The organism is Mesorhizobium sp. M0571, assembly GCF_040320985.1.
Lineage (GTDB): Bacteria > Pseudomonadota > Alphaproteobacteria > Rhizobiales > Rhizobiaceae > Mesorhizobium.
In genome coordinates, this window is record NZ_JAMYQT010000008.1 from 63,253 (window position 1) to 84,217 (window position 20,965).

22 protein-coding genes are annotated in these 20,965 nt (G+C 62.0%); 16 read left to right on the plus strand and 6 right to left on the minus strand.

Annotated features, from left to right (window positions below; all coding sequences use genetic code 11):
• Nucleotides 1-15: 15 nt before the first annotated feature.
• A complete protein-coding gene (locus tag NKI85_RS12130) occupies nt 16-918 on the minus strand; it encodes a LysR substrate-binding domain-containing protein (protein ID WP_352525432.1) in 903 nt (300 codons plus the stop codon).
• A gap of 92 nt (nt 919-1,010) precedes the next feature.
• Between NKI85_RS12130 and NKI85_RS12135 the strand changes: the two genes are divergently transcribed.
• The 5 genes from NKI85_RS12135 to NKI85_RS12155 all read left to right on the plus strand — a co-directional run bounded on the left by NKI85_RS12135 (nt 1,011) and on the right by NKI85_RS12155 (nt 6,651).
• The gene (locus tag NKI85_RS12135; RefSeq protein ID WP_352776776.1) at nt 1,011-2,579 is read left to right on the plus strand and encodes a trimethylamine methyltransferase family protein; all 1,569 of its coding nucleotides are present in this window, start codon (nt 1,011-1,013) and stop codon (nt 2,577-2,579) included.
• Between the two features lie 56 nt (nt 2,580-2,635).
• Nucleotides 2,636-4,285: an ABC transporter substrate-binding protein gene (locus NKI85_RS12140; protein WP_352525430.1), complete on the plus strand. Its 1,650-nt coding sequence runs from the start codon at nt 2,636-2,638 to the stop codon at nt 4,283-4,285.
• Between the two features lie 128 nt (nt 4,286-4,413).
• Complete coding sequence (locus NKI85_RS12145; RefSeq protein ID WP_352525429.1) at nt 4,414-4,893, plus strand: DUF3828 domain-containing protein; 480 nt, start codon at nt 4,414-4,416, stop codon at nt 4,891-4,893.
• A 4-nt stretch (nt 4,894-4,897) separates the two neighbouring features.
• Nucleotides 4,898-5,455 carry a hypothetical protein gene (locus NKI85_RS12150; protein ID WP_352525428.1) on the plus strand — a complete coding sequence of 186 codons (558 nt, stop codon included), beginning with the start codon at nt 4,898-4,900 and terminating at the stop codon, nt 5,453-5,455.
• 11 nt (nt 5,456-5,466) lie between these two features.
• Entirely contained in the window at nt 5,467-6,651 is a 1,185-nt protein-coding gene (locus NKI85_RS12155) for a mandelate racemase/muconate lactonizing enzyme family protein (protein WP_352525426.1), read from the plus strand.
• A gap of 29 nt (nt 6,652-6,680) precedes the next feature.
• Here the strand turns inward: NKI85_RS12155 and queF are convergent, their stop codons facing one another.
• Nucleotides 6,681-7,142 (minus strand): preQ(1) synthase, encoded by a 462-nt coding sequence (gene queF, locus NKI85_RS12160; RefSeq protein ID WP_352525424.1) that lies wholly within the window; start codon nt 7,140-7,142, stop codon nt 6,681-6,683.
• A gap of 113 nt (nt 7,143-7,255) precedes the next feature.
• Here queF and NKI85_RS12165 point away from each other — a divergent pair, with 113 nt between their 5' ends.
• The gene (locus NKI85_RS12165) at nt 7,256-9,301 is read left to right on the plus strand and encodes an oxidoreductase (protein ID WP_352776777.1); all 2,046 of its coding nucleotides are present in this window, start codon (nt 7,256-7,258) and stop codon (nt 9,299-9,301) included.
• A gap of 145 nt (nt 9,302-9,446) precedes the next feature.
• Here the strand turns inward: NKI85_RS12165 and NKI85_RS12170 are convergent, their stop codons facing one another.
• The gene (locus NKI85_RS12170) at nt 9,447-9,815 is read right to left on the minus strand and encodes a hypothetical protein (RefSeq protein WP_352776778.1); all 369 of its coding nucleotides are present in this window, start codon (nt 9,813-9,815) and stop codon (nt 9,447-9,449) included.
• A gap of 156 nt (nt 9,816-9,971) precedes the next feature.
• Here NKI85_RS12170 and NKI85_RS12175 point away from each other — a divergent pair, with 156 nt between their 5' ends.
• Both NKI85_RS12175 and NKI85_RS12180 read left to right on the plus strand, forming a co-directional pair.
• Nucleotides 9,972-10,400, plus strand: a complete 429-nt coding sequence (locus tag NKI85_RS12175) for a MarR family winged helix-turn-helix transcriptional regulator (RefSeq protein ID WP_352525420.1) — start codon at nt 9,972-9,974, stop codon at nt 10,398-10,400.
• 22 nt (nt 10,401-10,422) lie between these two features.
• A complete protein-coding gene (locus tag NKI85_RS12180) occupies nt 10,423-10,599 on the plus strand; it encodes a type II toxin-antitoxin system Phd/YefM family antitoxin (protein ID WP_352525419.1) in 177 nt (58 codons plus the stop codon).
• Between the two features lie 60 nt (nt 10,600-10,659).
• Here NKI85_RS12180 and NKI85_RS12185 read toward each other — a convergent pair whose 3' ends face one another.
• Nucleotides 10,660-12,732 carry a putative bifunctional diguanylate cyclase/phosphodiesterase gene (locus NKI85_RS12185; RefSeq protein WP_352776779.1) on the minus strand — a complete coding sequence of 691 codons (2,073 nt, stop codon included), beginning with the start codon at nt 12,730-12,732 and terminating at the stop codon, nt 10,660-10,662.
• A 266-nt stretch (nt 12,733-12,998) separates the two neighbouring features.
• Here NKI85_RS12185 and NKI85_RS12190 point away from each other — a divergent pair, with 266 nt between their 5' ends.
• The 3 genes from NKI85_RS12190 to NKI85_RS12200 are packed head-to-tail and all read left to right on the plus strand — an operon-like array spanning nt 12,999 to nt 15,940.
• Nucleotides 12,999-14,186: a glycine C-acetyltransferase gene (locus NKI85_RS12190; RefSeq protein ID WP_352525416.1), complete on the plus strand. Its 1,188-nt coding sequence runs from the start codon at nt 12,999-13,001 to the stop codon at nt 14,184-14,186.
• A gap of 52 nt (nt 14,187-14,238) precedes the next feature.
• The gene (gene tdh, locus NKI85_RS12195; RefSeq protein WP_352525415.1) at nt 14,239-15,273 is read left to right on the plus strand and encodes an L-threonine 3-dehydrogenase; all 1,035 of its coding nucleotides are present in this window, start codon (nt 14,239-14,241) and stop codon (nt 15,271-15,273) included.
• A 43-nt stretch (nt 15,274-15,316) separates the two neighbouring features.
• Nucleotides 15,317-15,940: a DUF4304 domain-containing protein gene (locus tag NKI85_RS12200; protein WP_352525413.1), complete on the plus strand. Its 624-nt coding sequence runs from the start codon at nt 15,317-15,319 to the stop codon at nt 15,938-15,940.
• A gap of 32 nt (nt 15,941-15,972) precedes the next feature.
• On the opposite strand, the gene NKI85_RS12205 is transcribed toward NKI85_RS12200, so the two are convergent.
• Nucleotides 15,973-16,449, minus strand: a complete 477-nt coding sequence (locus NKI85_RS12205) for a MarR family winged helix-turn-helix transcriptional regulator (protein WP_352525411.1) — start codon at nt 16,447-16,449, stop codon at nt 15,973-15,975.
• Nucleotides 16,450-16,568: 119 nt separating this feature from the next.
• On the opposite strand from NKI85_RS12205, the gene hmgA reads away from it, so the two are divergent.
• Genes hmgA through NKI85_RS12230 form a run of 5 tightly spaced genes read left to right on the plus strand, consistent with a single transcriptional unit; the run spans nt 16,569 to nt 20,670 of the window.
• On the plus strand, nt 16,569-17,882 hold the full coding sequence (hmgA, locus tag NKI85_RS12210; RefSeq protein ID WP_352525410.1) for a homogentisate 1,2-dioxygenase: 1,314 nt from the start codon (nt 16,569-16,571) through the stop codon (nt 17,880-17,882).
• Nucleotides 17,883-17,892: 10 nt separating this feature from the next.
• Nucleotides 17,893-18,780, plus strand: a complete 888-nt coding sequence (locus tag NKI85_RS12215; protein WP_352525409.1) for an MBL fold metallo-hydrolase — start codon at nt 17,893-17,895, stop codon at nt 18,778-18,780.
• Nucleotides 18,777-19,790: a fumarylacetoacetate hydrolase family protein gene (locus tag NKI85_RS12220; protein WP_352525407.1), complete on the plus strand. Its 1,014-nt coding sequence runs from the start codon at nt 18,777-18,779 to the stop codon at nt 19,788-19,790. The genes NKI85_RS12215 and NKI85_RS12220 overlap by 4 nt, the downstream gene beginning before the upstream one ends.
• A 17-nt stretch (nt 19,791-19,807) precedes the next feature.
• Nucleotides 19,808-20,122 carry a hypothetical protein gene (locus NKI85_RS12225; RefSeq protein WP_352525405.1) on the plus strand — a complete coding sequence of 105 codons (315 nt, stop codon included), beginning with the start codon at nt 19,808-19,810 and terminating at the stop codon, nt 20,120-20,122.
• Nucleotides 20,110-20,670, plus strand: coding sequence for a DinB family protein (locus tag NKI85_RS12230; RefSeq protein ID WP_352525404.1), 561 nt, complete (start codon nt 20,110-20,112; stop codon nt 20,668-20,670). Before NKI85_RS12225 ends, NKI85_RS12230 begins: the two co-directional genes overlap by 13 nt.
• Before the next feature lie 23 nt (nt 20,671-20,693).
• Here the strand turns inward: NKI85_RS12230 and NKI85_RS12235 are convergent, their stop codons facing one another.
• Nucleotides 20,694-20,918 carry a type II toxin-antitoxin system Phd/YefM family antitoxin gene (locus tag NKI85_RS12235; protein WP_352525403.1) on the minus strand — a complete coding sequence of 75 codons (225 nt, stop codon included), beginning with the start codon at nt 20,916-20,918 and terminating at the stop codon, nt 20,694-20,696.
• Between the last annotated feature and the right edge of the window lie 47 nt (nt 20,919-20,965).

The window sequence follows — 20,965 nt, forward strand, 5'->3', positions numbered from 1 at the left end:
ATTGATGGGATAGCCTCACGCCTGCGCGGCCAGCCAGTCTCGCACCTTGCGAGCATTGTCGCTGAGCTCGCGGTTTCTCGACCAGATGACATGAAAGCCCTTGCCGGTCGTCATCGTGTGGTTGGTTACGCGCACCAGCAGCCCCGATGCCAACAGCCGCTCGGCGAGGTGACCCCAGCCGAGCGCGATGCCTTGCCCTTCCATGACTGCCTGGATCACCAAGGCATAGTCGTTGATGCGCAAGCCACGCCCGGCATCGGCGATGTCGACACCGGCCGAGTGGAACCACTCGTCCCAGCTGGCGGCCTCGCGAAACGGCTCTTCGAGATGAATGAGACGGTGCGATGGAAGATCTGCGACGCTCTCGGGCAGCCCGAACCGTGCCACATAGCTCGCGCCCGCAACCGGGAATATTTCCTCATCGGCCAGCGGCAGCGAATGATAATCCGGCCAGTCCTTGGGCTCGCCACCACGAACGCCGAGCGGGATGTCTTCGGCGATGATGTCGAGATCGCGGTCGGCGGTCTGGATGCGCAGGTCGATCCCCGGCAATTCGTCGCGAAACTGCTGCAGGCGCGGCATCATCCAGAACGAGGCGAAGGCGGTTGAGGCGGAGAGCGTCACATGAGCGCCGACGACGATCTGGCGCAGATCCTCCGCCGACTTGCGGATGTGCGACAGGCCGAGCGAGACGTCGGCATGAAAGCGATCGCCGGCTTCGGTAAGACTGACCTGTCGATGGCGGCGCTGGAAGAGTTTCGCGCCGAGCTGTTCTTCAAGCCCGCGGATCGCATAGGACACGGCAGCCTGCGTAATGCCGAGCTCCCGCCCGGCGGCGGTAAAGCTCGACAGCCGCCCGGCGGCCTCGAAAACGATCAGGCTGCCGGCCGAGGGCAGCAGATGGCGCAAGCTCCGCATAAGCTGAGCTTATACAAGAGATCAGGATTTTCCAGCGTCACAGCTGCATTTTGTCCGGCTAGATTGGTCGCCAACAGCAAGATGGAGCCTGCATGAACGCACCGGCGGTTGAAACGACGACCGAACCGGCCAAACGCCGCGAGCGCGGTGGTGGCCGCATCGCCCGGCGCGAGCTGCGTTCGCATGGCTCGGAAGGGCTCAGCCGGCCCTATATCGTCCGCAACATTCCGACCTACGACATCCTGTCGGAGGAAAACCTGCTGCGCATCGAGGCGACGGCCGATCGTATCCTGGCCGAGATCGGCATCGAATTTCGCGACGATCCCGTGGTATTGGCGCATTGGAAGCGGGCAGGGGCCGCCATCGATGGCGCGCTGGTCAGGTTCGAGCCCGGCATGCTGCGTGAGATCCTGAAGACCGCGCCGGCAAGCTTCACCCAGCATGCACGCAACCCGGCCAATTTGGTCGAGATCGGCGGCAAAAGCGTCGTCTTCTCGCCAGCCTATGGCTCGCCCTTCGTCATGGATATCGACAAGGGCCGCCGCTACGGCACGATCGAGGATTTCCGTAACTTCGTGAAGCTGGCGCAGTCCTCGCCCTGGCTGCACCATTCCGGCGGCACCATCTGCGAGCCGGTCGATGTGCCGGTCAACAAGCGCCATCTCGACATGGTCTACAGCCACATCAAATATTCCGACCGCGGCTTCATGGGCTCGGTGACGGCCGAAAGCCGGGCGGAAGATTCAATCGACATGGCACGCATCGTCTTTGGCCGCGATTTTGTCGACCAGAATTGCGTCATCCTCGGCAACGTCAATGTCAACTCCCCGCTGGTCTGGGACGCGACGATGACGACGGCGCTGCGCGCCTATGCCCGCGCCAACCAGGCGGCGGTGATCGTGCCGTTCATCCTCGGCGGCGCCATGGGTCCGGTGACCAATGCCGGCGCCATTGCTCAGTCACTCGCCGAAACCATGGCCGGCTGCGCGCTGACCCAGTTGGAGCGGCCCGGTGCGCCGGTGATCTTCGGCAATTTCCTGTCGTCGATGTCGCTGCGTTCGGGATCGCCGACCTTCGGTACCCCGGAGCCGGCGATCGGCTCGATGGTCATCGGCCAGTTGGCGCGGCGGCTCAACCTGCCGCTGCGGTGCTCCGGCAATTTCACCACCTCGAAGCTGCCTGACGCGCATGCGATGAACGAAGCCACCATGTCGATGCTCGCGGCGGTGCATTGCGGCGCCAATTTCATCTTGCATTCGGCCGGCTTTCTCGACGGCCTTCTGTCGATGTCCTACGAAAAGTTCGTCATGGACGCCGATTTCTGCGGCGCGCTGCACACCTATCTCGACGGCGTCAAGATCGATGACAACCAGCTGGCACTCGACGCCTTCAGGGAGGTCGGGCCGGGCAGCCACTTCTTCGGTTCGGCCCATACTTTGGCCAATTACGAGACTGCGTTCTGGGATTCCGAAATCGCCGACAACGAACCCTTCGAGAAATGGGAGGCAGCCGGATCGGAAGATGCCGCGATCCGCGCCAACCGGCGCTGGAAGAAGGCGCTGGCCGAATATCAGCCGCCGCCGCTCGACCAGGCAATAGACGAGGCGCTGCAGGATTTCATGGACCGCAAAAAGAACGAAATGACGGATGCCTGGTACTGAACATCAGATGGCGATCAACGCCGCACGTCGCATAATGCGGAAAGACGGAGGAAAAAATGACACTCTTCAGAAGCAACGGTGATCGGATACCGAGCGCCATCGAAGCGATGGCCAGCGACGTTCGTGCAGGTCGTGTGGACCGGCGCGAGTTTCTGGCGCTGGCAAGCGCCTTCGGCGCATCGACGGCCCTTGCCTACGGCATGATCGGTCTTGCCGTCCCAGAACGGGCTTTGGCTGACGAGCCGAAGAAAGGCGGAACGCTGCACGTTTCGATGTCGGTGAAGGCACAAAAGGATCCGCGCACCTACGACTGGGTGGAACTTGCGAACATTTCACGCTGCTGGCTGGAGCCGCTTGTCCGCTACACCCGCCAGTTCACATTCGAGCCGGTCCTGCTCGAAAGCTGGGAGGTCAACGACGACGCCACCGAATATGTGCTGCACGTGCGTAAGGGCATCACCTGGAACAACGGCGATGCTTTCAGCGCCGATGATGTGGTCTACAATCTGACGCGCTGGTGTGAGAAGGCTGCCGCCGGCAATTCCATGGCCGCGCGCGTCGGTGCGCTGATCGACGCAAAAACCGGCAAGGCGAGGGATGGCGCGATCGCCAAGGTCGACGACAACACGGTGAAGTTGAAGCTGAACGAGCCGGACATCTCGCTGATCCCGAATTTCACCGACTATCCGGCGCTCGTGGTCCATCGCAACTTCGACGCTGATGGCGCCAATCCGATCGAGAAGCCGATTGGCACCGGGCCGTTCGAACTGGTGTCTTATTCGGTCGGTCAGAAAGCGGTCGTCAAGCGTCGTGAGAATGGCAAATGGTGGGGCGGCGAAGCGCTTCTCGACGGCGTAGAATTCATCGACTACGGAACCGATTTCAACGCGTCGATAAATGCATTCGACTCCGGCGAAATCGATCTCAACTTCGAGACGCCCGCCGACTTCATAGACATCTTGGACAAGATGGGGCTGGTAAAATCGGAGGTCGCGACAGCGACCACGCTCGTTGCCCGGACCAACGTCACGCACAAACCCTACGACGACAAGCGCGTCCGCAACGCCCTCCAGATGGCCGTCGACAACAAAGCGGTGCTCGAACTCGGCTATGCCGGGCGAGGCACCGTTGGTGAAAACCACCACGTCAGCCCCATTCATCCGGAATACTACGCGCTGCCCAAGAAGACACGCGACGCCGCGGGCGCCAAGAAGCTGATGGCCGAGGCTGGGCAGGCCGACTTCGAGCATGAACTGATCACCGTCGAGGACGATTGGCAGAAGAACACCGGCGACGCGATTGCCGGCCAGTTGCGCGACGCCGGAATCAAGGTGAAGCGCACCGTGCTGCCGGGTTCGACCTTCTGGAACGACTGGACGAAATACCCCTATTCGATGACCATCTGGTACATGCGCCCGCTTGGCGTCCAGGTGTTGGCGCTGGGCTATCGCACCGGCGAGGCCTGGAACGAAACCGGCTACTCGAATCCTGATTTCGACGCCAAGCTCAAGCAGGCTCTCTCGCTCATCGACGTGGAGAAGCGCCGCGAGGTCATGAAGGACGTCGAGCAGATCCTGCAGGATTCGGGCGTTATCGTTCAGCCGTTCTGGCAGAAGCTGTTCAGCCACACGAACAAGAAGGTGAAAAACTACGGTGTCCACCAGACCTTCGAGATGGATCTCCAGAACGTCTGGCTAGACGCCTGAGTTAACTCCCCAAGGCAGTCACCTATGCCAGCCGACGAAGCGTTGCAGGATTTCATGGACCGCAAGAAAGCCGACAGGCAAGATGCGTGGTACTGATAGCTTCTGTCAGTGAACAATCGGGGACACGCATGAAACAGCCACTTTTTGTTGCCGCGCTTTCGATTGCCTTGCCGGCGGCCGCGCTTGCCGGCCCTGCTGCCAACGCCGTGAAGTTCTTTTATGTCCCGTCGGTCAAATTCGAGGCCGATGCGCAATATCGCGACCGCTTCACCGCGCCGGTGACGAAACTGTTCGAACTGAACGACAATGCGGCAAAGAACCATCCAGATGAAGTTCCTTGCATCGACTTCGCTCCTGGTCTCGATGCGCAGGACTATGACGAGAAGACCGTAGCCAAGACGCTGACGCTGGCCGAAACGCTGGATGGCGACAGCGCCCAAGTGACAGCGACGTTCAATCTTTTCCCGGAAGGCGATGGTTCCAAACGCGAAATGGTCTGGTCGCTCAAGAAGATCGACGGCCAGTGGAAGATCGCCGACATCACCTCGAAGACCAGCGGCTGGACACTGAGTGCGCTCGAATGCCTGGCCGGGCAGCCCCCGGAGTGATGCCGTGCTCTGCTGCCGTCCCTGGGTTCTGGCGACTGCGTGCCTGCTGGCCGGATTGAGCAGCGCCGCCGCTCAGGGCCTGTTCGGCGCGCCGCCCGCAAACGCGCCGGCCGACAATGCGGCACCTCCGCCGGCAGCGTCGCCGCCGCCAGAAAACGCACCGGCCGCACCCGTGCAGCCTGGCTCGCCGACGGCGGTGGTGAAGCCGTTCTACGAGCATGCCGGGCTCGAGGTCGATCCGGCTCAGCGGGGCCATTTCACCGATCCGGCGAAGTCGGTGCTCGACAAGAGCGATGCGCTGCGGAAGTCGGGGCAGGGCGAATGCCTCGATCCCAACATGGCGCTCGACAATGCCGAATACGACAAGGCCGAGATCGACAAGAGCCTGAAGACCATCGAAGCGGTCAAGGGCGATGCGGCCAAGGTCGTCGTCGCCTTCATCGTCGCCGGCAACCCGCACCGGCTGGAGTGGAAATTCAGGAAAGTCGATGGCGACTGGAAGATATCGGACCTGCTCTCGGTGACAGGCGAATGGGCGCTAAGCCAATACCAGTGCGAGTGAGAACGGAACCGATGAAGATCACCAACATCCGCGTCACCCACGTCAACGTCCCGCTCGATGCTCCGTTCTGGTGGACGGCTGGTCTCTACGGCGGCGCCTCGAAATCGATCATCGAGGTCGAGACGGACGAAGGCGTGGTCGGACTGGGCGAGGCGCCATGGTGGCATTTCGGCGAGGTGATCAAGGCCGAGATCGCGCCGGCGCTGATTGGCGCCGATCCGCTCGACATCGCCGACTGCGAGGCGCGCTGCGTGCCGCCCTGGCAGATTACCGCCAACACCGGCGAGAATGCAGCCACGGTGGCGTTCGGCGCCGTCGAACTGGCGCTGTGGGATATAAGAGGCAAGGTCTTCGGCATGCCGCTCTACAAGCTGCTCGGCGGCGCGGTGCGCAAGGACATTCCGTTTTCGGAATATTTCGCCTTTCGCCCCGCTCAAGGCGGAGCCGGTGGCGAGATGACCGCCGAAGCGATCGTCGACTACTGTCTCGGCATGCGAGAACAGCACGGCTCGACGATCTTCGAGGGCAAGCTGATCATGGGCGATCCCGAGCTCGAGATCAGGACAGTGCGCATGCTGCGCGAGGCGCTTGGCGATAAAGCGCAGATCAAACTCGATTCAAACATGCAGTGGTCGCTGACCACAGCGCGCTGGGTGCTGCGCGAGATTGAGCCGTTCAACATCCGCAACTACGAGGATCCGGTCGCGACCTTCGAGGAGATGGCTGCGCTGCGCCAGCATTCGCGCATTCCGTTCTCGACGCACATCCCGGATCTCAGACGGGCAGTCGCGCTCGGTGCGCCGGATTACTTCGTCTGCAATTTCGCAGCACTCGGCGGATTGTCGAAAACTCTGAAATTCATCGCCGCCTGTGAGGCGATGGGCAAGGGGTTCTGGTGCTATTCGAACGATCTCGGCATCATGACATCGGCTTATCTGCACGTCGTGGCGGCAACGCCATGGATCAGCGAGGCGTCGCAATCGCTGTTTCGCTGGCAGATCGGCGACGTGATCAAGGACGGCCCGTTCAAACAGATCGCCAACACGGTGCGCGTGCCGGAAGGTGACGGGCTGGGTGTCGAGCTCGCCCCGGCGGCAATGAAACGCTGGTCAGCGCACTTCGCCGAACACGGGCCGATGCACCATTTCAGCGACCCGAACAACCCTAGCCGCTACCGGCGGCTGCCGCTCAACTGATGCAACGTATTTTCCTTAGAAACTCAGGCTCACCCGCGCCCGCGATAGGGGGCGACGCCGGTGTCGGGCAGCCACACACCTTCCGGCGGCGCGCCGGTTTGCCAGAACACGTCGATCGGAATGCCGCCGCGCGGATACCAGTAGCCGCCGATGCGCAACCACAATGGCTTGGTTGCGGCGATGATGCGGCGGCCGATCATGACGGTGCATTCTTCGTGGAAGGCGCCATGGTTGCGAAACGAGGTCATGAACAGCTTGAGCGACTTCGATTCCACCAGCAGCGCATCGGGTGCGTAGTCGATGACGATATGGGCGAAGTCCGGCTGGCCGGTGACCGGGCACAGCGAGGTGAATTCCGGGCAGGTGAAGCGAACGATGGCGGGCGGGCCGTCGCCGCGCGAAAACGGGACGGTTTCCAGGACGGCCGCTTCAGGGCTCTGTGGCGCCTCGACGTTGGCGCCGAGCTGGGTGAGGTTTTTCGTATCGGTCATGAGCAGGTTCCTTGCTGCATGTCGCCCAAAACTGTGCAGCGGATTTGGGACAGCGACATGCGTAAAAACAAAATTTGCCGCTCATTAGCACAATTTGAAACAGCAGGAAGACGATGACCAGCAACGATCCGCTTCTCCAGCCCTATCAGCTCAAGCATCTGACGCTGAAGAACCGGGTCATGTCGACCAGCCATGAGCCGGCCTATTCCGAGGACGGCATGCCGAAAGAGCGCTACCGGCTCTATCATGCCGAAAAGGCCAAGGGCGGCATGGCGCTGACCATGACCGCCGGCTCGGCGATCGTCTCGCGCGACAGTCCGGCTGCCTTCGGCAACCTGCATGTCTATGACGACCGCATCGTGCCGTGGCTCGCCGAGCTGACCGACGCCTGCCACGAGCATGACTGCAAGGTGATGATCCAGATCACCCATCTCGGCCGCCGCACCGGCTGGAACAAGGCCGACTGGCTGCCGGTGCTGTCGGCCTCGCCGGTGCGCGAGCCGGCGCATCGCGCCTTCCCCAAGACCATCGAGGACTGGGACATCGAGCGCATCGTCGTCGACTACGCCGCGGCCGCCCAGCGCTGCCAGGCCGCTGGCCTCGACGGCATCGAGTTCGAGGCCTACGGCCATCTGATGGATGGCTTCTGGTCGCCGGCCACCAACCAGCGCGACGATGATTTCGGCGGCTCGCTCGACAACCGCTTGCGCTTCACCGGCATGGTGCTCGACGCGGTGCGGGCGGCGGTCGGCCAAAAATTCGTCGTCGGCATCCGCATGGTCGCCGACGAGGATTTCGAGAAAGGCCTGTCGAAAGAGGAGGGTGTCGAAATCGCCAGGCGGCTGGCTGGTTCCGGCAAGGTCGATTTCCTTAACATCATCCGCGGCTCGATCGAGACCGACGCGGCGCTGACCAAAGTCATTCCGGTGACCGGCATGCGCTCGTCGCCGCATCTCGACTTTGCCGGCGAGATCAGGGCGGCGACGAAATTCCCGACCTTCCATGCGGCGCGGATTTCCGACGTCGCCACCGCGCGTCACGCCATCGCCACCGGCAAGCTGGACATGGTCGGCATGACGCGTGCCCACATCGCCGACCCACACATCGTCAAAAAAGTGATGGAGGGCCGCGAGCACGAGATCCGCCCTTGCGTCGGCGCCACCTATTGCCTCGACCGCATCTATGAGGGCGGCGAGGCGCTGTGCATCCACAATGCGGCAACGGGCCGCGAGGCTGATATCCCGCACATCATCCCGAGGACCCAGGGACCAAAGCGGAAGGTGATCGTGGTCGGCGCAGGCGCCGGCGGGCTGGAGGCGGCGCGTGTCGCGGCCGAGCGCGGGCACCAGGTGACAATGCTGGAAGCATCGAGCCAAGCCGGAGGGCAAGTGCGGCTGGCAACGCAGAACCCGCGCCGCAAGGAATTGATCGGCATCATCGACTGGCGGCTGGCCGAACTCGACCGGCTCGGCGTCGAGATCCGCTACGACAGCTGGGCGGAGAAGGACGACGTGCTGGCGTTGTCGCCGGACGTGGTGGTGATCGCCACCGGCGGGCTGCCGCAGAACCCGCCTCTAACGGCGGGCGACCATCTCGTCACCTCGAGCTGGGACATCATGGCCGGCAGCATCAAGCCGGCCGAGAATGTACTGCTCTATGACGACAATGGCGGCCATCAGGGCATGGGTGCTGCCGAACTGATCGCCAATAGCGGCGCCAGGCTGGAGCTGGTTTCACCAGAGCGCTTCTTCGCCCCGGAAATGGGCGGCATGAACCATGTGCCCTATATGCGCGCCTTCCAGGAAAAAGGCGTCACCATAACCATCAACACGCGGCTGCATTCGGTGCGGCGCGAGGGCAATCAGCTGGTTGCGGAGCTCGGCTCCGACTTCGCCGATGGCTGGCGCGGAGAGCGGCGGGTCGACCAGGTGGTGGTCGAGCACGGCACGCTGCCGCTCGACGATCTCTACCTGGCGCTGAAGCCGCTGTCGAAGAACGGCGGCGCGATCGATTACGAGCGGCTGGTCAATGGCGGTGACATCTTTCCTGCGCGCAATCCGCAAGGCGGTTTCGTGGTCTTTCGCATCGGCGACGCGGTAGCCTCACGCAATATCCACGCTGCGATTTATGACGGCATCAGGTTCGGCTTGCGGATCTGAAGAATATTTTGGATTGGTTGGTGGCGCGCAGCCGAACCTCCGTACGGAGAGCCACCACGGTACTTTGGCTCGTTCTGCGCGCCGCGCACGCCGCCGGCTACCGCCGGGCACCGTACGATCTGGCGATTGTTGTTGGCAGCCCCGCTCAAAACATTCTGGCGGTGGCCATGCAGAACACGGTGATGACCAGCAGCCCGCCGGCGATGCGTTCGCCTTTTGTCATCTTCGCGCGCAACTGGGTTTGCGTCGCCACATCAGCGCTAGCCAGCCGCCTGATGGCGGAACCTACCAGTGCGCCCTGAACTCCGGCGGCAATCAAGGCAGTCAAGATGCCCAGCGCCAGGACCTTCTCCATCGAGCCGAAAGAGCCGTTGTGGAAGAAATACCAGAGCAGCAAACCAGTGAGGAAAACCACGCCGGCCGCGCCCATTTGCGGCCGGAAGAAACGTTCCGCCCGGATCTCCGGTTCGCGGGCAACCGCGATGGTGGTGCCGGCCCAGAACACACCCGCCATGACGTGAAGGCCGAGGACGATGATGTAGACATATTGCATGACCGCATTTCCTCTCTTGCCCACCGCTAACCATATGGATAGATATCAAATGATTAGATGTCAATGTATAAGCTCGAGCCGGTTCCATAGGCTTTGCCCTTGTTCTAGTGTCGGATCATGACGCCCTTTGACCGTCCGCCGATCGGGATGAATCTCGCCCGCACCGCCAAGCTGGTCGCGCAGGCCTTCGACGCTGCCCTCGTCGAGGTCGGCGGCACGCTGCCGGTCTGGGTCACGCTGCTGTCGGTCAAGTCGCGGGAGCTGGCCAACCAACGCGAGCTCGCCGGCATGATCGGCATCCGGGGCGCAACGCTGACCCACCACCTCAACGCCATGGAGACGCAAGGCCTGCTGATCCGGCGCCGCGATCCCGAGAACCGCCGGGTTCACCAGGTGGAGCTGACCCCAGCCGGAGAGGCGTTGTTCCTGAAATTGCGCACCGCCGCGTTCGCCTTCGACAAACGGCTGCGGAAGGGATTGTCCGACGAAAGGCTGGCGGAATTTGCAGAGGTGCTGGCTGCGCTGCGGGCCAATGTCGAAGGCTAGAAATTTAGGCTAGGAAAACGCCGTGCGCGAAATTTCGCTGAAGGATGCCAGGGCTACACTCTCGGCGATGCTCGATCAGGTCGTCCGCGGGAGAGCCGGCCACATAACGCGGCATGGCCGCAAGCAGGCGGACATTTTGTCGTTCCAGGACTATGAAAGCCTGGCACGTGCGCCCAGTGCTGGCGGCTTTTCCCGCTGACAGGGACTACCTTCCGCCTCGGCTCGTCGGGTCGGTTCGCAAAGCCAGCCTGTGACGGATCTACGCCAGGCGGCCCTGCAGAACCGTCAGCTTGGCCTTCTTCGGTGCTCGTGCCACCAGCCATTCGCGCACGCTGTCCGGCGGCATCGGGAAAGCGATGGAATAGCCTTGCACCTGGTCGCAGCCGATCGCCATCAGTGAGTCGAGCTCGGCTTCGGTTTCGGCGCCCTCGGCAACGATCGAGATGCCGAGACCGCGAGCGAGCTCGGTGAGGGCACGCACGATCTTGGTGTTGCCGCTGTTCTCGTTGATGTTCTGGACGAAGCGGCGGTCGATCTTCAGCCGGTCGATCTCATTTGGATTGACATGGCTGAGCGATGCGTAGCCGGTGCCGAAATCATCGAGCTCAAGATGGATGCCGGCGGCGCGGATGTGCCGCAGCTTTGCCGCAATACCGGTCTTCTCGTCGTCGAGAATGACGGATTCGACGATCTCCAGCGATAGTTTGTGCGCGGGCAGGCCGGCCCTTTCCAGCGTACCGAACAGGAAGACTTCGAAATCTGTCTCGCGCAGCTCCGAACCGGACACGTTGACGGCGATCCGTCCGAAGCCGATGCCTGCGCGGTTCCATTCGGCTGCTTCGTTGATCGCCTTGGCAATGACGATCCGGCCGATCTCGGGCATCAGACCGCATTTTTCCGCGACCGGAATGAACTCGCCCGGCGCGATCATGCCGCGCTCGGCATGTCTCCAGCGAACCAGAGCCTCGATGCCGCTGATGGCGCCGTTCGACAGCGACACCTGCGGCTGGAAATAGACTTCGAACGCCTTCTCCGAGATGGCGGTCCTGATGTCGAGCTCGAGCTGCTTGCGATAATCGAGTTCGCGTCTCAGCTCCTCGGAGAAGAACGACAAGCTGCCGCCGCCGTGCTTCTTGGCGGAATACAGCGCCAGATCGGCATGGACGAGCAGATCCTGCGCATTATCGGCGTCGACAGGATAGACCGCAATCCGGGCACTTACGCCCGGATGGATCGTCGTGCCTCGAAAGACGATCGGCTTGTTGAGCTTGGTCAGGATGCGCCTGGCGACGGTATCGATGTCCTCGGTGCTGCCGGTGCCGTTGAGAATCATGACGAATTCATCGCCGCCGAGACGCACGTTGAGATCCGACGTACGGCACGAATCACGCATGCGTTGCGCAGCCGCCACCAGCACATAATCGCCAGCGGCGTGGCCGAACGTGTCGTTGATCTGCTTGAACCGGTCGAGATCGAACTGCACCACGGCAACCCGTTCACGCCGTCGCTGCGCGGCATTGATCAGCGTATCGAAATGCTCGGTCAGGAAGGTGCGGTTGTGGAGGCCGGTCAGCCCGTCATGCACGGCAATAAAGGCCATGGAATTGCGCGCATCGACCAGCTCGCGCGTCCTGCGCAGGATGGCATTCGACATCGGCCTGAAAATGAAAAGCGCCACCAGCAGGATGACGCCGATGGTCGAGTAGAACAATGTGCGGTTAAGATCGAGAAGTGTTTCGGATCGCTGGTCTGCAAAGGCGCTGATGCGCTGGCCAAGTGCGGCATAGCCCGACAATGTTGCGTTGGCAACGGAAGCGTTCAGGTTGACGCGCTCCTCTCCGCCCCTGTAGCCACCATTGTCGGCCATGTTGAGCCGCGATTCGAATGACGAGATCAGACGTTCGCCGTTGGCGATAAGCCCGACCGAGAAATAGTCGAGATGGTACGGCTTGGCGAAAAGCACGCTCTCGATCGATTTCGGATCGAACTTTGCCGGCGACGCCGGATCGGCGGCGGTCCGTTCGAGCAGAAGATCGTAGTTCTTCTCGAACTCCACCGTCGCTTGCTTAAGCGCGCTAACCAGGGCCGGCTGCTGGTCGCGTGAGGCGGTGCCGGTCGCGCCGGCAAGGAAGACGATGCGTTGCGACAGGGCTTTTTGTGTGCTGACCACATCGAGCAGTGCCTGGTTGTGCTGCTGGGCCGCCATCATCTGTTGCAGCAGGATGAAGGAGGCCACTACCATGGCGGCGATGATCAGCAGAGCCAGCCAGTAGCCGGACTTGATCAGGAGCATGAGCCTGCCCGAAACGGCGTGCACCGGCTGCTGCGACATTTTTGAGGCGGCCCCTCTCGCTAACGAATTCTTGTGCGAGAACCTTGGCTTCAAAGTGTTAACAGGTTCGGGAAAGCAACAGGCCGGCAGCAGCGGCGACGGTTGAAAGCTCGCAAAATGGTTATTGCGATCTTTCGCGGCACCTCTGCATTTGAACATCGTTGCCGCTGCCGTGCCATTGCCGCGCCACCGAAGCGGTCGCTTTTGCGATGGATTTTTCGTCCGCGCGGCGCGACAGTCCTCATCGATCTCAACAGGGCCTGGTCATGACCACAGCATTCCTCTCCCACATCGACAGCGAGCTTGAAGGGCTGAAATCGGCCGGTCTCTACAAATCCGAGCGGGTGATCACCTCGACGCAGTCGGCCGAGATCGAGGTGAGCGGCGAGAAGGTGCTGAATTTCTGCGCCAACAACTATCTCGGCCTCGCCGACAGTGCCGAATTGCGCGACGCGGCCAAGCAGGCGCTCGACCGCTACGGCTACGGCATGGCGTCGGTGCGTTTTATCTGCGGCACACAGGAAGAACACAAGCAGCTCGAGGCGACGATTTCTGGCTTCCTCGGCATGGAGGACACGATCCTCTACGGCTCCTGCTTCGACGCCAATGGCGGCCTGTTCGAGACGCTGCTCGGCGAGGAGGATGCGGTCATCTCCGATGCGCTGAACCACGCTTCGATCATCGACGGCGTGCGGCTGTCGAAGGCAAAGCGCTTCCGCTACGCCAACAACGACATGGCCGATCTGGAAGCGCGGCTGAAGGAGGCAATGGATTGCCGTTTTCGGCTGATCGCTACCGATGGTGTATTTTCCATGGACGGCATCATTGCCAATCTGAAGGGCGTCTGCGATCTCGCCGAGAAGTACGACGCAATGGTGATGGTCGACGACAGCCATGCGGTCGGCTTCGTCGGCAAGAACGGCCGCGGCTCGGCCGAACATTGCGGCGTCGAGGGCAGGGTGGACATCATCACCGGCACGCTCGGCAAGGCATTGGGCGGCGCGTCGGGCGGCTACACGTCGGGCAGGAAGCCGGTGGTCGACTGGCTACGCCAGCGCTCGCGCCCCTATCTGTTTTCCAACACGCTGATGCCGGCGATCGCCGGCGCCTCGATCCGGGTTTTCGAGCTGATCCGCAATGGCGATGCGTTGCGTCAGCGCCTATATGCCAATGCAGCGCGGTTTCGCTCCGAGATGGGCAGGCTCGGCTTTACGCTGGCCGGCGCCGACCATCCGATCATCCCGGTGATGCTGGGCGACGCGACGCTTGCGCAGGAGATGGCGGCGCGCATGCTGAAGCGCGGCATCTATGTCATCGGCTTCTCCTTCCCGGTGGTGCCGAAGGGCCAGGCGCGCATCCGCGCGCAGATGTCGGCCGCCCATTCCAGCGCCGACATCGATCGTGCGGTTGAGGCGTTCGCCGCAGTCGGTCGCGAACTCGGCGTGATTTCCTGAACGGCCGGAATCGAAAAGCCATCCCCGATCAAGACTTTCAAGGGACTACAGAATGTCGAACATGATGAAGGCCCTCGTCAAAGCCCGCGCCGAGCCGGGCATCTGGATGGAAGAGGTGCCGGTGCCGGAGATCGGCCCCAACGACGTGCTGATCAAGATCAGGAAGACCGCGATCTGCGGCACAGATGTTCACATCTATAATTGGGACCAGTGGGCGCAAAAGACCGTGCCGGTGCCGATGGTGACCGGCCACGAATTCGTCGGCACCGTCGCCGATTTCGGCGCGGCGGTGACCGAGTACAAGGTCGGCCAGCGCGTATCCGGCGAGGGCCATATCGTTTGCGGCCATTGCCGCAACTGCCGGGCGGGCAGGGGGCACCTTTGCCGCAACACGCTTGGCGTCGGTGTCAACCGGCCGGGCGCCTTCGGTGAATATCTGGCGATCCCGCAGCACAATGTCGTGCCGATCCCCGACGACGTGCCGGACGAGATCGCGGCGATCTTCGATCCCTTAGGCAATGCCGTTCACACCGCACTGTCCTTCGACCTCGTCGGCGAAGACGTGCTGGTCACTGGCGCCGGGCCGATCGGCATCATGGGCGCACTGGTGGCGCAATGCGTCGGTGCGCGAAAAGTGGTCATCACCGACATCAACCCGGTGCGCCTGGCACTGGCGAAAAAGCTCGGCGTTCAGCATGTCGTCGACGCATCGAAGGAAAAGCTGCGCGACGTGATGCCGGCGCTCGGCATGACCGAGGGCTTTGACGTCGGCCTTGAAATGTCGGGCGCAGCGCCCGCCTTTCGCGACATGATCGACAGCATGAACAATGGCGGCAAGATCGCCATTCTCGGCATCGCGCCGACCGGCTTCGAGATCGACTGGAACAAGGTCATCTTCAAGATGCTGCATCTGAAGGGTATCTACGGCCGCGAAATGTTCGAGACCTGGTACAAGATGATTGCGCTGGTGCAGGGTCCTCTCGATGTCAGTGGCCTGATCACCCACCGCATCGGCATCGACGACTATATTTCCGGCTTCGAGGCAATGAAGAGCGGCAATTCGGGCAAGGTGGTGATGGATTGGTGAGCGCCAAGCTTGCTGCCTTTATGTGAGTCACGCGAGTCCCAAAATGGCGGAAAACGAGCACGGACGTATCATTGCTTCGGAGGCAAAAACTGCATTGCAGCCGGCCGGATTTCGGCGAAGGGGACGGTCACGTGTCTGGATCGCTGATCGTGGCTTCTGGCTGAGTGTGGTCGAATTTCAGCCCAGCTCTTGGTCCAAAGGCACTTACCTGAACGTGGCGGTTCACTGGCTTTGGAGTTTGCCGCCATACACATTGACATTCGATCGGGTTGAGCGCGTTGGGTCCTTTGTTGAGTTCGAGAGCCCAGAGCAGTTTTTCCCCTTGGTAGGTCAAATGGCCAGGGAGGCAGTCGAAATCGATCAGGCTCACCGATCGATGTTCCCTTCCGTCCATGCGGCGGCGACGATCCTCGTGAATGAATTGCAGCCGGGTGCGTACGGCGAATGGCCCGCTCTCAATGCCGGGGTGGCGGCCGGCTTGGCAGGTGATTTTGAAACAGCGAGGCGGCTGTTTGAAAGCGCTCGAAGACACGCGGCTTCGCAGGCGCAGGTGATCCTGACTTACATTGATGATCCGGTAGCATTTCGAAGCTATGTCAGAGGCATCATTGAAGCCGAGCGCGCCTATTACGGTTTAGGAGCGTCGCCTGCCGCCGTAGCCTCCTGATTTCTGCGACGGTCGAAGCTGAGGGAGGATTTTCAACCCAAGGTGAGTTTTGCCTCCAGCGCCGCTACCCCACCGACAATCGCCGCCCGCTCTTCCGCACCAAGTCTCGCCAGCAATTCCCTTTCAAACGCCTTAGCCAACGGCACCATTTCGCAATAGGCGGCAAGGCCTGCCTTGGTCAACACCAGATGCTCGACCCGCCGATCCTTTTCATCGGGCGTGCGGGTCAGCCAGCGCCGGCGCTCGAGTTCGGAGACGGCGCGCGAGACCTTGGTCTTGTGCATGGCCGATTGCTCGCCAAGTGCCGTGGCCGTCATCGTGCCGTGCTGGCCGAGCCCGGCCAACGTGCGCCATTCGGGCCGGGTCAGGCCGTGACGGTCCTTGTAGACCCTCGAGAATTCGCGGCTGACGGCATCGGAGAGACGGTAGAGCCGGTAGGGCAGGAACGATTCCAGCTCCAGGATTTCCGGTTCCCTGGTTGGCCCAGACGGAGCAGGCTGGCGGGTCATGCCGAAATCACCGTTTGATGGTTACATTTTCGATGGTTACAAATGAAACCAGTTTGGTCAATCCGAGGCACCTTTCGAAGTGCAAAGGGATGCTCCGGAACTTAATTCGGGAGGATGCGATGGCTTTTTCCTACATGCCGGGTTTCGGCAATGACTTCGAGACCGAGACTTTGCCGGGCTCGCTGCCGCAAGGGCGAAACTCGCCGCAGCGGCCAGCCTACGGCCTCTATGCCGAGCAGCTTTCGGGCTCTCCTTTCACAGCGCCGCGAGGCACCAATGAACGCTCCTGGCTCTATCGCATCAGGCCGAGCGTCAGGCACACCGGCCGCTTCAAGCCGGTGAATTGTCCGCTGTGGAAGAGCGCGCCTAATCTCGGCGATCACGAACTGGCGCTCGGCCAGTATCGCTGGAGCCCGGTGCCGATGCCGAAGGAGCCAACCGACTTCATCGCCGGCATGCGCTCCATCACCACCGCCGGCGACGTGCTTGGCCAGACCGGCATGGCGGCACATGTCTATGTCGCCAACCGCTCGATGGTCGACGATCATTTCTTCAACGCCGACGGCGAGTTGCTGGTCGTGCCGCAGGTTGGAGCCTTGCGCTTCGTCACCGAGATGGGCGTCATCGAATTGCGGCCGGGCGAGATCGCCGTGCTGCCGCGCGGCTTGGTGTTCAAGGTCGAACTGGTGGACGCCGAAGTGCGCGGCTATGTCTGCGAGAATTACGGCGCCAAGCTGACGCTGCCGGATCGCGGCCCGATCGGCGCCAATTGCCTGGCCAATCCGCGCGATTTCAAGACGCCCTGTGCGTGGTTCGAGGACAAGGAGACGCCCTGCCGGCTGATCGCGAAATGGTGTGGCCAGTTCCATGTCACCGAGATTGATCATTCACCGCTGGATGTGGTGGCGTGGCACGGCAATTATTCGCCCTACAAATATGATCTTGCGACCTTTTCGCCGGTCGGAGCGATCCTGTTCGATCATCCCGACCCATCGATCTTCACCGTGCTGACCGCGCCAAGCGGCGAGGAAGGCACGGCCAATATCGACTTCGTCATCTTCCCGCCGCGCTGGCTGGTTGCCGAAGATACGTTCCGCCCGCCCTGGTATCACCGCAACATCATGAGCGAGTTCATGGGCCTGATCCATGGCCAGTACGACGCCAAGGAGGAGGGCTTTGTGCCCGGCGGCATCAGCCTGCACAACATGATGCTGGCCCACGGGCCCGATGCGCCTGGCTTCGAAAAGGCCTCGCGCGCGGAGCTGAAACCGGTCAAGCTCGACAACACCATGGCCTTCATGTTCGAGACACGCTTTCCGCAGATGGTGACACGCTATGGCGCCGAGCTCGAAACCCGGCAGGACGATTACATCGACTGCTGGGCCGATCTGAAGAAACGCTTCAACGGCACGCCCGAGGGCGACTGGTCTTGAGCGCCGTCGCATGACGGATCGTCTGGTGCTTCTCGGCTCGAAGGGAGGTCCGGCGCTGCGGCCGGGAGGGCCGTGGCCGAATTCGTCGCTGCTGGAATTCGGCGGCCGCAACATCGTCGTCGATTGCGGACTTGGCGTGACGCGCGGGCTGACGGACGCCGGCATCAGCCTGAAAGCGCTCGACCTGATCTTCATCACGCATTTGCATTCCGATCATGTGCTGGAACTCGGACCGTTGATCCACACCGCATGGACGACCGGTCTGGGGACAAAGGTCACCGTGTTCGGCCCGCCCGGCATCGGCTACTATTGGCAGCGCTTTTGTCAGGCGATGGAATTCGACATCGAGATCCGCATCGCCGACGAAGGCCGGCCGGATATCCGCGACCTGGTCTCGATCGTCGAGTTTGGCGGAGGCCGAGTGACCGAAGAGCGCGGCCTCAAGGTTTCGGCCTTGCGCGTCGACCACCCGCCGGTGACAGATTGCTTTGCGCTGCGCTTCGATCATGCGGGGCAAAGCATCGTCTTCTCGTCTGATACGGCGTTCTTTCCGCCATTGGCGGATTTCGCCGAAGGCGCCGACATACTGGTCCACGAGGCCATGTTGGAAGAGGGCATCGAGCGGCTGGTTGCGAAGACCGGCAATGGTGCAAGGCTGAGAGAACACCTGCTTGCCAGCCATAGTTTTGCTGGGGAGGCGGGGCGCATCGCCAGTGATGCAGGCGTCAAAAGACTGGTCCTCAACCACCTCATTCCGGCCGACGATCCCGAGATCGGCGAGGCCGACTGGATTGCCGCCGTCAGGAAAACATGGGTCGGCGACTTGACGATCGCCCGCGACGGCCTTGTTGTGGGATTAAGCAGCGCCAAAGCTGCACCAGGAGAGGAAACCGCATGAAGCTTGCCACATTGAAGGACGGGACGCGCGACGGAAAGCTCGTCGTTGTCTCGCGCGACCTGACGCGGTTTACCGATGCTTCGTTCCTAGTGCGGACGCTGCAGGCCGCGCTCGACGACTGGCGTCGAATCGCGCTGCATCTCGCTGCCATGGCCGAATCGCTGGAGAACAATGCGGTGCCGTCGGCCCGTTTTCACGAGCATGACGCCCATTCACCGCTGCCGCGCGCCTACCAATGGGCCGATGGCTCGGCCTATGTGAACCATGTCGAGCTGGTGCGGAAAGCGCGCGGCGCCGAGATGCCGGCAAGGTTCTGGACCGATCCGCTGATCTACCAAGGCGGCTCGGACGCCTTCCTCGCGCCGCGCGACCCGATCCCGATGGCCGATGAGGCATCTGGCATTGACATGGAAGGAGAGGTCGCGGTCATAGTCGACGATGTGCCGATGGGCGCAAGCCTCGATGAGGCGCGTGCGGCGATCCGGCTGGTCATGCTGGTCAACGACGTGACGCTGCGCGGCTTGACCGGACCTGAGCTTGCCAAGGGGTTCGGCTTCTTCCAGTCGAAACCGTCATCGGCCTTTTCGCCGGTAGCAGTGACGCCGGACGAACTAGGCGACGCGTGGGACGGTGGCAAGGTCAGCCTGCCGCTCCTGGTCGACCTCAACGGCAAGCCGTTTGGCCGCGCGAACGCCGGCATCGACATGACCTTCGATTTTCCGGCGCTGATTGCCCACGCCGCCAAGACGCGGCCGCTGGCCGCCGGCACCATCGTCGGTTCGGGCACCATCTCCAACAAGCTCGACGGCGGGCCGGGCAAGCCTGTCTCGGCGGGCGGCGCCGGCTATTCCTGCATCGCCGAGTTGCGTATGATCGAAACCATCGAAGCCGGCGAACCGAAAACTCCGTTCCTGCGCTTTGGTGATACCGTGCGTATCGAGATGAAGGACAGGGGCGGGCATTCGATCTTCGGCGCCATCGAGCAGAAGGTCGAGAAATACGCGGGCTAAATGGAGGCGATGAGGAAATGACAGGCCAGACATTCTATCTGCTGTGCGGTGTCTGGGCTCTTGCCATGCTGGCGGTCTTCATTCAGGCAATCAGGCTGAGCTACCGCATCGAGGCCCGCTCGCCCGACGTGACCAACCGCAGCGGCCTGCCACGCAAGGCAATGATGTTCCATGCCGTCACCAACACGAATGTCGCACGGGACCAGGAAACGCAAGGCATGCGGCGGCGCATGATCCGGCTTCTGCTGATCGTCATCGCCGGATTCGTGCTCATGTGGGCGGGCGGGCTTGTATTTGATCCGGTCAGCGGCGTGAAGTCATGGACCTGCTGAACCATTTCCGCCGCATGGCAGCCAACAATCTCTGGTCGAACGACCGGCTCTACCGCGCCGTGCTGCAGCTTGAGCCCGGTGAATTCGAGGCTGAAAGAACCGGCTTCTTTCCGTCGATCAAGGCAACGCTCAATCACATCCTGGCGGTCGATCATCTCTATCTCGATTTTCTCGAAGAGGGTGGCGTCGGCGCCGCCGCCTATGATGAGTTCATGCTCTTCGACGAAGCGGACGCGCTCTTTGGCAAGCGGGTGGCGACCGACCGGCGTCTGATCGCCTTTTGCGCCGGGCTGTCGGCAGACGATCTCGATCGCCGCGTCGCCACCGACCGGCGCGAGGATGGAAAAATACCGGAGCGCATTGGCGACCTGCTCGCCCATCTCTTCATCCACGACATCCATCATCGCGGGCAGGTGCACGCCATGCTGTCCGGCACGTCGGTGAAGCCGCCGCAACTCGACGAATTCTTCCTCGATTATGATCTGAAACTCAGGAAAGCGGAGGTGGAAAGGCTATGTTTGGGCAGTCAGGCTAACGCGACATCGTAGCAACGGACAGCTACCCAAAACCGTCACTTGGCACATCCGTCCCATTCGCGACTCAGTTCGTCAAAATCGTCTGCGATCCGGATTTTGCCCTTCAAAGCACCGATGCGAGGCAAGCGGTCGGGCTTCGCGGGCGCTACGAGGCGAGCCGCGACTTTGCCGTGACGGGTAATCACGATCTCTTCGCCGGCTTCCGCGCGGCTGACGAGTTCCGACAGTCTTGCCTTGGCCTCTGCGATCGGAATGCTCATGGCCAGAGTCTCAGCTATTACTGACCGAATCGCAAGAAGTCCGGTGC